The sequence below is a fragment of the Pseudomonas guariconensis genome, assembly GCF_024127895.1.
Classification (GTDB): domain Bacteria; phylum Pseudomonadota; class Gammaproteobacteria; order Pseudomonadales; family Pseudomonadaceae; genus Aquipseudomonas; species Aquipseudomonas guariconensis_B.
Genome location: NZ_JAMYBK010000002.1, coordinates 454,737 through 468,229, shown reverse-complemented (window position 1 = coordinate 468,229; position 13,493 = coordinate 454,737). Strand labels below are relative to the sequence as shown.

At 64.6% G+C, this 13,493-nt stretch carries 14 protein-coding genes; 13 read left to right on the top strand and 1 reads right to left on the bottom strand.

Features of this window, described 5'->3' with window-relative positions:
* Positions 1 to 29: 29 nt before the first annotated feature.
* Positions 30 to 812, top strand: a complete 783-nt coding sequence (locus NJF35_RS04640; RefSeq protein WP_253090727.1) for a lipopolysaccharide biosynthesis protein — start codon at positions 30 to 32, stop codon at positions 810 to 812.
* 7 nt (positions 813 to 819) lie between these two features.
* Here NJF35_RS04640 and NJF35_RS04635 read toward each other — a convergent pair whose 3' ends face one another.
* The gene (locus NJF35_RS04635; protein ID WP_253090744.1) at positions 820 to 1,368 is read right to left on the bottom strand and encodes a serine acetyltransferase; all 549 of its coding nucleotides are present in this window, start codon (positions 1,366 to 1,368) and stop codon (positions 820 to 822) included.
* A gap of 179 nt (positions 1,369 to 1,547) precedes the next feature.
* On the opposite strand from NJF35_RS04635, the gene NJF35_RS04630 reads away from it, so the two are divergent.
* From NJF35_RS04630 to NJF35_RS04575, 12 genes are all read left to right on the top strand, one after another.
* Positions 1,548 to 2,009, top strand: a complete 462-nt coding sequence (locus NJF35_RS04630; protein WP_253090726.1) for an Lrp/AsnC family transcriptional regulator — start codon at positions 1,548 to 1,550, stop codon at positions 2,007 to 2,009.
* A gap of 479 nt (positions 2,010 to 2,488) precedes the next feature.
* Positions 2,489 to 2,851, top strand: coding sequence for a toxin (locus tag NJF35_RS04625; protein WP_253090725.1), 363 nt, complete (start codon positions 2,489 to 2,491; stop codon positions 2,849 to 2,851).
* Entirely contained in the window at positions 2,829 to 3,143 is a 315-nt protein-coding gene (locus NJF35_RS04620) for a helix-turn-helix domain-containing protein (protein WP_253090724.1), read from the top strand. The genes NJF35_RS04625 and NJF35_RS04620 overlap by 23 nt, the downstream gene beginning before the upstream one ends.
* A gap of 163 nt (positions 3,144 to 3,306) precedes the next feature.
* The gene (locus NJF35_RS04615; RefSeq protein WP_225786467.1) at positions 3,307 to 4,989 is read left to right on the top strand and encodes a flavin monoamine oxidase family protein; all 1,683 of its coding nucleotides are present in this window, start codon (positions 3,307 to 3,309) and stop codon (positions 4,987 to 4,989) included.
* A 14-nt stretch (positions 4,990 to 5,003) separates the two neighbouring features.
* Entirely contained in the window at positions 5,004 to 5,801 is a 798-nt protein-coding gene (locus NJF35_RS04610; protein WP_225786468.1) for a carbon-nitrogen hydrolase family protein, read from the top strand.
* Positions 5,802 to 5,889: 88 nt separating this feature from the next.
* A complete protein-coding gene (pqqF, locus tag NJF35_RS04605) occupies positions 5,890 to 8,211 on the top strand; it encodes a pyrroloquinoline quinone biosynthesis protein PqqF (protein ID WP_253090723.1) in 2,322 nt (773 codons plus the stop codon).
* Between the two features lie 170 nt (positions 8,212 to 8,381).
* Positions 8,382 to 8,453 carry a pyrroloquinoline quinone precursor peptide PqqA gene (pqqA, locus tag NJF35_RS04600; RefSeq protein WP_003243383.1) on the top strand — a complete coding sequence of 24 codons (72 nt, stop codon included), beginning with the start codon at positions 8,382 to 8,384 and terminating at the stop codon, positions 8,451 to 8,453.
* 78 nt (positions 8,454 to 8,531) lie between these two features.
* Positions 8,532 to 9,443, top strand: a complete 912-nt coding sequence (gene pqqB / locus NJF35_RS04595) for a pyrroloquinoline quinone biosynthesis protein PqqB (RefSeq protein WP_225786470.1) — start codon at positions 8,532 to 8,534, stop codon at positions 9,441 to 9,443.
* Between the two features lie 8 nt (positions 9,444 to 9,451).
* The gene (gene pqqC / locus NJF35_RS04590; RefSeq protein ID WP_253090722.1) at positions 9,452 to 10,207 is read left to right on the top strand and encodes a pyrroloquinoline-quinone synthase PqqC; all 756 of its coding nucleotides are present in this window, start codon (positions 9,452 to 9,454) and stop codon (positions 10,205 to 10,207) included.
* On the top strand, positions 10,204 to 10,479 hold the full coding sequence (gene pqqD / locus NJF35_RS04585) for a pyrroloquinoline quinone biosynthesis peptide chaperone PqqD (protein ID WP_225786472.1): 276 nt from the start codon (positions 10,204 to 10,206) through the stop codon (positions 10,477 to 10,479). The genes pqqC and pqqD overlap by 4 nt, the downstream gene beginning before the upstream one ends.
* Positions 10,451 to 11,611, top strand: a complete 1,161-nt coding sequence (gene pqqE, locus NJF35_RS04580) for a pyrroloquinoline quinone biosynthesis protein PqqE (RefSeq protein ID WP_410045252.1) — start codon at positions 10,451 to 10,453, stop codon at positions 11,609 to 11,611. Before pqqD ends, pqqE begins: the two co-directional genes overlap by 29 nt.
* Positions 11,577 to 13,412, top strand: coding sequence for an alpha/beta hydrolase family protein (locus NJF35_RS04575; protein WP_253090721.1), 1,836 nt, complete (start codon positions 11,577 to 11,579; stop codon positions 13,410 to 13,412). Before pqqE ends, NJF35_RS04575 begins: the two co-directional genes overlap by 35 nt.
* The last annotated feature ends 81 nt before the right edge of the window (positions 13,413 to 13,493 follow it).

Genomic DNA, 13,493 nt, shown 5'->3' with positions numbered 1-13,493 from the left:
CCTACACAACCCCACTATGGAGCGCGTCAATGTCCTCAGTCCTTCCGTCTCCTCGGGCATTCGCGGATTGTCGGGATATCACAAATGGCCCCGTCATCCTTCTGGCATCCGGCACATCGGCGAAAAACTTTCCGATCGCTGAGTTCGCCCATGTCCCGGTGATTGCCATGAATGGCTCGATCTCACTGTTGCTGGAAGCAGGAATAGCGCCGTTCTTCTATGCCTGCACTGATAGGGATTTTGCCCGCCAACAACCCGAGTTGTTCTCGCTGGCCATGGAAAAGAGCCAACGGATAGCGCTGTGGAAGGACCAGTACGAAAACCTTCAGCCGCCACCAAAGGGGGAGGTTTTCCTGCTCAGGAAAGTCAGGGATCTTTCATTCCTCCAGCGACTGCTCAGCAACGAACAGGCTCTGGTGCGCAGCCGCAATAGCTTCGACAAGAGAGCCCGTTCGCTGGGCTTCAGCAAGGACCTTCAACAGGGTTTCTTCGATGCTCGCACGGTCGCTTATGTGGCATTGCAGATCGCCTACCATGTCGGCTTCACCCAAGTGTTTCTCGTGGGTGTCGATCTGCAGCAGTCGGCTGGCCGCTTCTACGAGCAGGAGGGTTCAGACAAGTCTCCTTGCGGACTCGACCAGCACTTCCAAGGCAGGATCCTGCCATCCTTCGAACTGACGGCTCGCCAGGTCGTAGGGGATCGCTTCAGGATATATAACCTGTCCGCGACCTCCAGGATTCCGGACGACGTCATCCCCAAGATCACGCTGGACAGGTTCCGCGCCATGGCGGAGTTGCCGCCGCAACCCTGACGGCTGTTCATTTCTCGATGATCACCGCATTGCGCTGGTTATAGAAAACACAATTATCGGAAATGCTCTTGTTGACAAAAGACATCGCCCCGATCGTCACATTGTTCCCCACTCGCACTTGGTCGGCGATGATGCAACTGTTCGCGCCCACGCTCACATTGTCGCCGATTACCAGGCTGTAGCTTTCACGCCCCAACGTCTTGATGCCAATCGTACTGTTCTGGCGGATGAACAGATTGCGGCCGATGCGCGCATGCCCACTGATGACAATGCCCGGGAGATGAGCGATGCGCAGCCCAGGCCCGATCGATGCCCCCACGTCTATGTCGACGGCGTACCGCAGATTCAGGCGTTGGTTGAGCCGCCGAGCATAGCCGGCACGCAGACCTCCCTTTGCGCACAAGTATTGCGCAATACGAAACCAGAACAGGTAGCGGAGTTTGTTGTCCTTGCGTGCCCGCCGGAGAACGTTGAGCAACAAGCTGATTTTGCGTCCGGGCTTTTTCTTGTTGGAGACCTCCATGCGCCAACATTCAAGCAACTGTTCGAAATTCAAGATGCATCCCACACTGGCCTGGGCCAAGTCACTCGTGTGATTGGCGATGGCAACATCACCGCGTCCAGGCATGATAACCGCGGTATTTCCATGGTGACAGACGAAACCCTGTTGCCCGCTTTCTTGTACACGCTTGACGTCCCATCTAGGCTAAGCGGCCATATAGACAGGAAGCCTGCATGTCCGACTACCGCCCCATCGCTCTCGACGAAATCGACCGCCAGCTGATCGCCCTGCTGCAGATCAACGCCCGCGAAAGCGTCGCCACCCTCGCTCGCCACCTGGGTATCGCCCGGACCACGGTGAACTCGCGCCTGGCGCGGCTGGAAAAGGCCAAGGTCATCACCGGTTACGGCGTACGCCTGGGCCAGCGCCTGATCGGTGGGGGCCTGCAAGCGTACGTGGGGATCAAGGTGCAGCCGCGCTCGGGCAAGGACATCGTGCGCCGCCTCAGCGCCATGGGCCAGGTCCAGCAACTGTGCGCGGTGAGCGGCGAATTCGACTATGTGGCCTGGCTGAACAGCGACTCACCGGAGCAACTGGACCAACTGCTCGACCAGATCGGCAGCCTCGATGGCGTGGAAAAGACCACCACTTCCATCATCCTCAGTAGCAAGGTGGATCGGGGGCAGCCGGGCTGAGGGCCGGCTGCCTGGATGGGCATCAAGCGCCCTGGCCGTCGAGCACACCCTCCAGCAGGGCCTTGAGCGTTTCTGCCGAGTGCTGGATCGACCAAATCATCCCGCGCCCATTCTCCGGGCATGGTGCTGGGCGCAGTCACTGGCGATTTCATCGATGCCGCGCGCCAGAAGGCTAGCGTGGACAACGCTCGTAGGATAGTTCCTGAATACAAGCAGGTCTGTAGGAAATGGCTCGTCCGCTCCGGATCCAGACTTCAACAAGTCCTTCTCCCAGCACGGCCGCCAAGCTTGGTATTGCTGCCTTTACATCGAACATGGCAACTGGCGAGCCATTCGCCGGAGGCTAGCGCCAGGCAAACGTTCCCCGAAACACCTCGAAAACCTCAAGCCCAACCTCTGTGCCTCCCCCCGGATAGGCTGCCAGAGGTCGCCCCTTGACGAGCGGCCACCCCAAGCTATACGCAGGTAGCGTACAGATCATGGAAGCGATCTTTATCGAACTGCCGGCTTTCGAGCGGCACCGCGCGGAACACCTCGATGACGAGGGCTTTCGCACCTTGCAGCAGACACTCCTGACATATCCCTATGTCGGCAATGTCATCCCGGGTACCGGAGGGCTGCGCAAGATGCGCTTTGCCGCTCCCCAACGCCACAAGGGCAAGCGAGGGGGTATCAGGGTGATCTACTACGGGTGGGAAGCGGGTTACCAGTTCTGGTTGTTCACGCTCTATGGAAAAGACCTGCAGGACGACCTAAGCCCTCTCCAACGGCAGGCAATCAAGCATCTGCTGGAACGCGAATACCTGACGAGGACAACCCATGCCACGCAACATTTTCACTGAACTCACCGAAGGCTTCGACGCCCTCGCCGAGGAGCGCGCCGGGAAGCTGACCCTGCGCACCCACAAAATGGCGTTTCAGGAACTGGCGCCACTGGCCGCCAACGAACTGATCGAGCTGCGCCAACGCCTGAATATGTCCCGAGCCGTATTCGCCAGCTACCTGCGCACCAATGCCCGCACCCTGGAGAACTGGGAGCAGGGCCGCTCCAGACCCAACGCCCAGGCGGTGGCGCTGATCCGCCTGGTGCAGAAGTGCCCAGAAACGCTCGAGCACCTGGCCGCGCTGGGCTGAATGTCGTCATTATGCAATCAATTAATGTCATTAAGACGATTAACACAGCATAACGACGCCACTCTGCATCTTAATTACGAACACCCCGCTCCATAAAATGGCCACCAGGCATTTCCTATACTCAGGCTCCGCCCCTGCGCAGCCTCCCTGGCAAGGTCCTCACATGAACAAGAAAAACCGCCATCCCGCCGACGGCAAGAAACCCATCACCATCTTCGGCCCGGACTTCCCCTTCGCGTTCGACGATTGGCTGGAGCACCCCGCTGGCCTGGGCAGCATTCCAGCCGAGCGACATGGCGAGGAAGTGGCGATCGTCGGTGCCGGTATCGCCGGGCTGGTGGCGGCCTACGAACTGATGAAGCTGGGCCTCAAGCCAGTGGTGTACGAGGCCTCCAAACTGGGTGGGCGCCTGCGCTCCCAGGCGTTCAACGGCACCGACGGGATCATCGCCGAGCTCGGCGGCATGCGTTTCCCGGTATCGTCGACAGCCTTCTACCACTATGTCGACAAGCTCGGCCTCGAGACCCGGCCCTTCCCCAACCCGCTGACCCCAGCCTCGGGCAGCACGGTGATCGACCTGGAAGGCCAGACCTACTACGCCGAGAAACCCGCCGACCTGCCGGCGCTGTTCCATGAGGTGGCCGATGCCTGGGCCGACGCCCTGGAGAGCGGTGCCCGCTTCAGCGAGATCCAGCAGGCCATCCGCGATCGCGACGTGCCACGCCTCAAGGAACTGTGGAACACCCTGGTGCCACTGTGGGACGACCGCACCTTCTATGACTTCGTCGCCACCTCGCGCGCCTTCGCCAAGCTCAGCTTCCAGCACCGCGAGGTGTTCGGCCAGGTCGGCTTCGGCACAGGCGGCTGGGACTCGGACTTCCCCAACTCGATGCTGGAGATCTTCCGCGTGGTGATGACCAACTGCGACGATCACCAGCACCTGGTCGTCGGTGGCGTCGAGCAGGTGCCCCAGGGCATCTGGCGCCATGTGCCGGAGCGTTGCGCCCACTGGCCGACCGGCACCAGCCTCAGCTCGCTGCACGGCGGCGCGCCACGCACCGGCGTCAAGCGCATCGCCCGCGCTGCCGATGGTCGCCTGGCAGTTACCGACAACTGGGGCGATACCCGCCACTATGCCGCGGTGCTCGCCACCTGCCAGAGCTGGCTGCTGACCACCCAGATCGACTGCGAAGAATCGCTGTTCTCGCAGAAGATGTGGATGGCCTTGGACCGCACGCGCTACATGCAGTCGTCGAAGACCTTCGTCATGGTCGACCGGCCGTTCTGGAAGGACAAGGACCCGGAAACCGGCCGCGACCTGATGAGCATGACCCTCACCGATCGCCTGACCCGTGGTACCTACCTGTTCGACAATGGCGACGACAAGCCGGGGGTGATCTGCCTGTCCTACGCCTGGATGAGCGACGCCCTGAAGATGCTGCCGCACCCGGTGGAAAAACGCGTGCAGCTGGCCCTCGACGCACTGAAGAAGATCTACCCGAAGACCGACATCGCCGGCCATATCATCGGCGACCCGATCACCGTGTCGTGGGAGGCCGATCCGCACTTCCTCGGCGCCTTCAAGGGTGCGCTGCCGGGCCACTATCGCTACAACCAGCGCATGTACGCACACTTCATGCAGGATGACATGCCGGCCGAGCAACGCGGCATCTTCATCGCCGGCGACGATGTGTCGTGGACGCCGGCCTGGGTGGAAGGCGCGGTGCAGACCTCGCTGAACGCGGTGTGGGGTATCATGAATCACTTCGGTGGCAAGACCCACCCGGACAATCCCGGCCCGGGCGACGTGTTCCATGAGATCGGGCCGATCGCCCTGGCCGACTGAAACAAGGAGGCGCCATGCGCATCGCCCTGTTCCAGGGTACGCCCAGGCCACTGGACGTGCCCGGCAATCTCGAGCGCCTGCAACAGCAGGCGCAACTGGCGGCAGCCCGCGGCGCGCAACTGCTGGTCTGCCCGGAGATGTACCTGAGCGGCTACAACATCGGTGCAGAGGCAGTGCAGCGCCTCGCCGAGCCCGATGACGGCCCTTCGGCCATGAGCGTGGTGGAAATCGCCCAGGCCCACCGCATCGCCATCGTCTACGGCTATCCGGAGCGCGCCGAAGACGGCGCGGTATACAACAGCGTGCAGTTGATCGACGCCCATGGTCGCAGCTTGTGCAACTACCGCAAGACTCATCTGTTCGGCGAGCTGGACCGCGCCATGTTCAGCCCGGGCGCCGATCACTTCCCGGTGGTCGAGCTGGACGGCTGGAAGCTGGGCATGCTGATCTGCTACGACATCGAGTTCCCGGAAAACGCCCGTCGCCTGGCCCTGGCCGGCGCCGAGCTGATCCTGGTGCCGACGGCGAACATGACGCCCTACGACTTCATCTGCCAGGTCACCGTGCGCGCACGGGCACAGGAGAACCAGTGCTACCTGGTGTATGCCAACTACTGTGGTGCGGAAGGCGAGATCCAGTATTGCGGCCAGAGCAGCATCATCGGTCCGGATGGGAGCTTGCTGGCCATGGCAGGGCGCAGCGAGTGCCAGTTGCTGGCCGAGCTGGAGCATGAATGCGTGGTGCAAGGGCGGGCGGCGTTTCCCTACCTGACCGATCTGCGGCGCGAGCTGCACCAGGCTCGCCAGGACTGAGCCCCCGGGGGCTGGCTTGCCGGCGATGGGGCGCAAAGCGGCCCTAATTGCTCCCAGCCAGCCTCCACAAATGCGCTAGCATGAGCGCATGTACGCCACTCGCCACCTCACCCTCGCCAATGGCCTGCAGCTCGTCCTGCGCCACGCCCCGCACCTCAAGCGCGCCGCCGCGGCGCTGCGGGTGCATGCCGGCAGCCATGACGCCCCAGCGAAATGGCCTGGCCTGGCCCATTTCCTCGAGCACCTGTTCTTCCTGGGTACCGACCGTTTTCCCCTGGAAGACGGCCTGATGCGCTATGTGCAAAGCCTGGGCGGCCAGGTCAACGCCAGCACCCGCGAGCGCACCACCGACTTCTTCTTCGAGGTCCCGCCCACTGCGCTGCCAGGCGGCCTGGAGCGCCTATGCCAGATGCTCGCCGAGCCGGACCTGGGCATCGAACGCCAGGTCCGCGAGCGCGAAGTGATCCATGCCGAATTCATCGCCTGGTCGCGCAACCCCGAGGCCCAGCGGCACTTCGCCCTGCTCCAGTGCGTGTCCGCCCGCCATCCGCTGAGCGGTTTCCAGGCGGGCAACCGGCACAGCCTGGTGTTGCGCGATCCGGCGTTCCAGCAGGCTCTGCGGCAGTTTCACCAACAGTTCTACCAAGGCGGGCAGATGACCCTGGCCCTGTGCGGGCCACAGCCATTGGACGCGCTGCAAGCCGTGGGCCAGCGCCTCGGCGGCCTGTTCGCTGACGGCCAGCGCATCCCCCAGGCGATGCCCCCGGCCCTGCTGCAAGGCGCCCTGCGTCACCTCCCCCCAGCCGGACGAAGGTTGGACCTGCTGTTCGCCCATGAAAACCTGCCGCAAGGCGCCGAACAGGCACTGGAACTGCTGCTCGCCTACCTGGGTGACAGCCGAAAGGGTGGCTGGCTGGCACACCTGCGCCAACGTGGATGGCTACAAGGCTTCCAGGCCGAGCCACTGCACGCCTTCGCCGGGCAACTGCTCTGGAGCGTTCGCCTGCAACTGAGCGAAGAGGCATCGCAAGCCGACATTCGCACGTCGCTGCACAGCTGGCTCGGCTTCATGCGCCACGCCGATAGGGCGACCTTGAACGAGGCGTTCGCCCGCCTGCAGCACAGCCGCGAGCAAGCCGCCAGCGCCCTCGACCTGGCCCGCCGAGACAGCGCAGGCCACCCCTTCCGGGCCCTCGATGCACAGGGCCTGGAGGCCTTGCGAATACTGCTGGGCAGCCTCCCCAGCAGTGACAGTGCCCACGACCACTGGCGGCTAGCGCCACCCGATCCGTTGCTGCAAGCCGGCCTTCCCCGGCACTCCACGGCCGCGCCTCCAGCAGGCCTGGCGATCAGCGACCTCCTGCCGGACACACGCCGCTTCGCCGCGCTCTACCTGCGCTGGCAGATAACCTCCTGCTTGCGTCAACGTTTCCATCCGCTACTCGAACAGGCACTGCGCCCGCTGATGGAGCGCGCCGAACGCGCATCGATACAACTGGCCTTCGATGCCATCGGCGAATACTGGCAACTGCGTTGCACGGGGCGTCCGGAAGCGGTGTTGCGCGCGGTCGAGGAGTCGCTCGCCCTGCTACGTGCACCCACGCTGGATAACTGGCAGTCACCGCCCACCCAGGGGCCGGCGCTGATTCCACTTCGGGCATTGCTCAAGGCACTGCCCGACGTCCTGCGGAACGGCGAAGCCCAACCCACTTCGGCCGCCCCGTTGGACCAGGCCCTGCTCGACCGGCTCTGGCAAACGGCGCGCTGGCAGGGCCTGGCCGTGGGCTTCGACCAGGCCGGGCAGGCAGCCCTGGGCGTGACCCTGGGCAAGCTGATGGGCCAACCCGCCCACCTGCAGCGGCCCGCGCCCTTCCACGGGCTGCACTGGCATCACGCCCAGGCCGAGGGCAGCGAGAGCGCCCTGCTGCTGTTCTGCCCGCTACCGGCTGAACAGCAAGCCGCAGGCCGGCTGCTGGCGCAACTGCTGCAGGGTCCGTACTACCAGCGCATGCGAGTGGAGTTGCAACTGGGCTATGCGGTGTTCAGCGCCTTTCGTCAGGTCGAGGGCGTCGGCGGCCTGCTCTTCGGCGTGCAATCGCCCCATGCCAGCCCCACGCAAATCCTCACCCACCTGCTGGCCCTGCTCCAGGAAGGTGTGCAGCTCGACAGCGGCGTGCGCCAAGCCCTGGCCGAGCAGTTCGCGGAGTCCGCCATGGCCAACACCGACATGGCGGAATGGGCATGGCAGACACAACTGGCCACACAAGCCAGCGACCTTTCCTACATGCAGCGGTCTATTCTGAATACAGACCAGACGCACCTGGATCTGTTAATGCAGCGCCTGCTGGCGGCCGAAGATGGCTGGCTATGCTTGGCCAATGCACCGGCGCCAGATGAGCGATGGCAATGAGCGAAGGTCGATTGTTACGGTAAGTGCAAGGGCACTTTTCGAATAATTAACCTTTCGGTACAAATTTTTCTTGTAAGATAGCGCAATCTCAGCCAATGGAACCTCCTCCGCGAGGCGGTACCCAAACAAGTGACTGACAACCCCAACCCCTATCCGGAAGGAGCAAGCCCATGTGGACCAAACCTGCATACACTGACCTGCGTATCGGCTTCGAAGTGACCATGTACTTCGCCAACCGCTAAGCCAGCCTGCGGTTCGACGCCTCGGTCCGCCGGGGCGTTTTCGTTTTTCGGATACGCATCTTCGGATAGAGAGCAGCCATGTACATCCAGATTCTCGGTTCCGCCGCTGGCGGCGGTTTTCCCCAGTGGAACTGCAACTGCGCCAACTGCAAGGGCTTTCGCGACGGCACGCTGCGCGCCACGGCGCGGACCCAGTCGTCCATCGCCCTGTCCGACGACGGCGAACACTGGATCCTGTGCAACGCCTCGCCAGACATCCGCGCCCAACTCCAGGCCTTCGCGCCGATGCAACCGGCCCGCGCCCTGCGTGACACCGGCATCGATGCGATCGTTTTGCTCGACAGCCAGATCGACCACACCACCGGCCTGCTCAGCCTGCGCGAAGGCTGCCCGCACCAGGTCTGGTGCACCGACATGGTCCACCAGGACCTGACCACCGGCTTTCCGCTGTTCAACATGCTCAGCCACTGGAATGGCGGCCTGAAATGGAACCGCATCGAGCTGGACGGCAGCTTCGTCATCGAAGCCTGCCCAAACCTCAGGTTCACCCCCTTCCCCCTGCGCAGCGCCGCACCGCCTTATTCGCCGCACCGCTTCGACCCGCACCCGGGCGACAACCTGGGCCTGCTGGTCGAAGACCTGCGCACCGGCGGCAAGCTGTTCTATGCCCCAGGCCTCGGCCAGGTCGACGGCCAGTTGCTGGAGATGATGCACGGCGCCGACTGCCTGCTGGTCGACGGCACCCTGTGGGAGGATGATGAAATGCAACGGCGCGGTGTCGGTACCCGCACCGGCCGCGAGATGGGCCACCTGGCGCAGAACGGCCCGGGCGGCATGCTCGAGGTGCTGGAGGGCTTCCCGCGCCAGCGCAAGGTGCTTATCCACATCAACAACACCAACCCGATTCTCGATGAAGACTCCCCGGAACGCGCCGAGGTACAACGCCGGGGCGTGGAAGTCGCCTACGACGGCATGAGCATCGAGCTGTAGGAGGCCTGATGAGCGACGCAACACCGATGTCCCCTGCCGAATTCGAGCAGGCCTTGCGCGCCAAGGGCGCCTACTACCACATCCATCACCCCTACCACGTGGCGATGTACGAAGGCCGCGCCACCCGCGAGCAGATCCAGGGCTGGGTGGCCAACCGCTTCTACTACCAGGTCAACATCCCGATGAAGGATGCCGCGATCCTGGCCAACTGCCCGGACCGCGAGGTGCGCCGCGAGTGGATCCAGCGCCTGCTCGACCATGACGGCGTCCCTGGCGAGGACGGTGGCATCGAGGCCTGGCTGCGCCTGGGCCAGGCGGTGGGCCTGGATCCGGATCAGTTGCGTTCCCAGGAACTGGTCCTGCCCGGCGTGCGCTTCGCCGTGGACGCCTACGTCAACTTCGCCCGCCGCGCCAGTTGGCAGGAGGCCGCCAGCAGCTCGCTGACCGAGCTGTTCGCCCCACAGATCCACCAGTCGCGCCTGGACAGTTGGCCGCAGCACTACCCGTGGATCGACCCGGCCGGCTACGAGTACTTCCGCACCCGCCTGGGCCAGGCCCGGCGCGATGTCGAGCATGGCCTGGCGATCACCCTGCAGCACTACACCACCCGCGCCGGCCAGGAGCGCATGCTGGAGATCCTGCAGTTCAAACTGGATATTCTCTGGAGCATGCTCGATGCCATGAGCATGGCCTACGAACTGGACCGCCCGCCCTACCACACCGTCACCGGCGAGCGGGTCTGGCACAAGGGGATCGCCCTATGAGTTTCGATCGTCAGCAAGTCCCGCAGTGGCGCCCGGGCTATCGTTTCCAGTACGAACCGGCGCAGAAGGGCCATGTCCTGCTGTACCCCGAGGGCATGATCAAGCTCAACGAAAGCGCCGCGCTGATCGGCGGCCTGATCGATGGCCAACGCGACGTGGCGGCGATCATCGCCGAGCTCGAGCGGCAGTTCCCCGGTGTCCCGGAAGTGGCCGACGACATCGAGCAGTTCATGGAGGTGGCCCGTGCCGAACACTGGATCGTCCTCGCCTGAAATGCCGGCCAAACCGGAGGTCGGCCTGCCGCTGTGGTTGCTGGCCGAGCTGACCTACCGTTGCCCGTTGCAGTGCCCGTACTGCTCCAACCCACTGGACTTCGCCGCGCAGGGCCAGGAGCTCTCCACCGAGCAGTGGTTCCGGGTGATGGCCGAGGCCCGTGAGCTGGGCGCGGCGCAACTGGGCTTCTCCGGTGGCGAGCCGCTGGTGCGCCAGGACCTCGCCGAGCTGATCGGCGAAGCCCGGCGCCTGGGCTACTACACCAACCTGATCACCTCCGGCATCGGCCTGACCGAGCAGAAGATCGCCGCGTTCAAGCAGGCCGGGCTGGACCATATTCAGATCAGCTTCCAAGCCAGCGACGAGCAGGTCAACAACCTGCTGGCCGGCTCGAAGAAAGCCTTCGCCCAGAAGCTGGAGATGGCCCGGGCGGTGAAAGCCCATGGCTATCCGATGGTGCTGAACTTCGTCACCCACCGGCACAACATCGACAAGATCGACCGCATCATCGAGCTGTGCATCGCCCTGGAGGCCGACTTCGTCGAACTCGCCACCTGCCAGTTCTACGGCTGGGCGCACCTCAACCGCCTGGGCCTGCTGCCGACCCGCGCCCAGCTGGAGCGGGCCGAACGCATCACCAACGCGTACCGGGAAACACTCAAGGCCGCCGGCAACCCGTGCAAGCTGATCTTCGTCACCCCGGATTACTACGAGGAACGCCCCAAGGCCTGCATGAACGGCTGGGGCAGCCTGTTCCTCACCGTCACCCCGAATGGCACGGCCCTGCCTTGCCACGGCGCGCGACAGCTGCCGGTGCAGTTCCCCAACGTGCGCGACCATGACCTGCGCCACATCTGGTACGACTCGTTCGGCTTCAACCGTTTCCGCGGCTACGACTGGATGCCCGAGCCCTGCCGCTCGTGCGACGAGAAGGAAAAGGACTTCGGCGGCTGCCGCTGCCAGGCCTTCATGCTCACCGGCGATGCCAGCAACGCCGACCCGGTGTGCGCCAAGTCCGCCGACCACGGCATCATCCTCAAGGCCCGCGAGGAAGCCGAAACCGCCCAGCTGGGCATCGAAGAGATGACCTTCCGCAATGAGCGCAACTCCCGTGTCATCGCCCGTGGCTGACTTCAGCGCTGCCCAGGCAGTGGCAGCCGGCACCGATTTCGCCGAACTCAAGGTCGGCGCCGCCGGGCTGTTCTGGAACGAGTTCCGCCCTGCCGACGGTGCCTGCCGCATCTGGCACTGGCGCAACGCCCAGGCCCATTGCCTGACCCCGGACGGCTACAGCGTGCGCAGCCGCGTCTACGAGTACGGCGGTGGCAGCTTCTGCCTGGGCGGTGACGGCCTGGTGTTCGTCAACGAGGCCGACCAGCAGGTCTACACCCAGGCGCTCGACGGTTCCCCGCCACGCGCCCTGACCCAGGCCGAACATTGCCGCTATGGCGATGTGCTGTGGCAGGCGGGCCAGGTCCTGGCGGTGGAAGAACAGCATGTCGAGCGGGTCGAGCATCGTCTGGTGGCCCTCTCCGGCGAAGGCCGCGTGGTGCTGGCCGAAGGCGCCGACTTCTATGCCTCGCCCACCCTGAGCGACGACAGCCAGCGCCTGGCCTGGGTCGAGTGGGACCGACCGGAGCAACCCTGGACCCGCACCCGCCTGATGTGCCGTGAACGCGACAGCCGAGGTGATTGGGGGCCGGCCCGTTGCCTGGCAGGTGACGCGGCAGACGAAGAATCGCTGCAGCAACCCCGCTTCGACGCCGACGGACGGCTGTACTGCCTGAGCGATCGCAATGGCTTCTGGCAGCCCTGGGGGGAAGTCGATGGCCAGTGGCAGGCACTGCCTGCGGCGACCGCCGACCATGCCGCAGCCCCCTGGCAACTGGGGGCCAGCACCTGGCTGGCGCTCGGCCCCGATACCTACCTGGCCAGTTGGTTCGAGGAAGGTTTCGGGCACCTGGGCCTGCGCAGCCACGGCGGGCAGGTGCAGCACCTTGGCAGCGACTACACGCGCTTTCGCAGCCTGGCCATGGATGCCGGGCACATCTACGCCATTGCTGGCTCGCCACTGAACCCGCCAGCGGTCATCGCCATCGACCGGCATACCAGGCAGGTACAGGTACTGGCCGGTGGCGGCCTGCCCTTGCCGGCCGAACGGGTCAGCCGCCCGCAGCCGATCCACTACCCCAGCGGCGGCGACACGGCCCATGGTTTCTTCTACCCGGCCATGGATGGCAGCGCAGCGCCTGCGCCGCTGGTGGTGTTCATCCATGGTGGCCCGACCTCGGCCTGCTATCCGGTATTCGACCCACGCATCCAGTATTGGACGCAACGGGGTTTCGCCGTGGCCGACCTCAACTACCGGGGCAGCAGCGGCTATGGCCGTGCCTACCGCCAGGCCCTGCACCTGCGTTGGGGCGAGATCGATGTGGAGGACGCCTGCGCCGCGGTCGCCCACCTCGCCGGGCTGGGCCTGGTCGACTCGCGCAAGGCTTTCATCCGTGGCGGCAGTGCAGGCGGCTACACCACCCTGTGCGCCCTCGCCTTCCACGACGTGTTCCGTGCTGGCGCCAGCCTGTACGGCGTTAGCGACCCCGTGGCGTTGGGCCGGGCGACGCACAAGTTCGAGGGTGACTACCTGGACTGGCTGATCGGCGACCCGCTGCGGGATGCCGAGCGCTACCGCCAGCGCACGCCGCTGCTGCATGCCGAGCGGATCAAGGCACCCGTGATCTTCTTCCAGGGCGAGCTGGATGCCGTGGTGGTGCCGGCGCAGACCCGGGCCATGCTCGAGGCGCTCAAGGCCAACGGCATCGAGGCCGAGGGGCATTTCTATGCGGGGGAGCGGCATGGTTTGCGCCAGGCACAAAACCTGGCCCATGCGCTGGAGGAAGAGTGGAAATTCTACTGCCGGGTGCTAGGCAGGTAGATTCCTGGGCTTTGTACTCTCCAGAGCCCTGTGAAAGTCAGCTTGCCGGCGATGGGCTGCAAGGCAGCCCTATGCGACAGG

What these genes read in the sequence shown, in the direction of transcription:
- NJF35_RS04640 (WP_253090727.1), top strand. Translation starts at nt 30, where the DNA reads ATGTCCTCAGTCCTTCCGTCTCCTCGGGCATTCGCGGATTGTCGGGAT.
- NJF35_RS04630 (WP_253090726.1), top strand. Translation starts at nt 1,548, where the DNA reads ATGTCCGACTACCGCCCCATCGCTCTCGACGAAATCGACCGCCAGCTG.
- NJF35_RS04625 (WP_253090725.1), top strand. Translation starts at nt 2,489, where the DNA reads ATGGAAGCGATCTTTATCGAACTGCCGGCTTTCGAGCGGCACCGCGCG.
- NJF35_RS04620 (WP_253090724.1), top strand. Translation starts at nt 2,829, where the DNA reads ATGCCACGCAACATTTTCACTGAACTCACCGAAGGCTTCGACGCCCTC.
- NJF35_RS04615 (WP_225786467.1), top strand. Translation starts at nt 3,307, where the DNA reads ATGAACAAGAAAAACCGCCATCCCGCCGACGGCAAGAAACCCATCACC.
- NJF35_RS04610 (WP_225786468.1), top strand. Translation starts at nt 5,004, where the DNA reads ATGCGCATCGCCCTGTTCCAGGGTACGCCCAGGCCACTGGACGTGCCC.
- pqqF (WP_253090723.1), top strand. Translation starts at nt 5,890, where the DNA reads ATGTACGCCACTCGCCACCTCACCCTCGCCAATGGCCTGCAGCTCGTC.
- pqqB (WP_225786470.1), top strand. Translation starts at nt 8,532, where the DNA reads ATGTACATCCAGATTCTCGGTTCCGCCGCTGGCGGCGGTTTTCCCCAG.
- pqqC (WP_253090722.1), top strand. Translation starts at nt 9,452, where the DNA reads ATGAGCGACGCAACACCGATGTCCCCTGCCGAATTCGAGCAGGCCTTG.
- pqqD (WP_225786472.1), top strand. Translation starts at nt 10,204, where the DNA reads ATGAGTTTCGATCGTCAGCAAGTCCCGCAGTGGCGCCCGGGCTATCGT.
- NJF35_RS04575 (WP_253090721.1), top strand. Translation starts at nt 11,577, where the DNA reads ATGAGCGCAACTCCCGTGTCATCGCCCGTGGCTGACTTCAGCGCTGCC.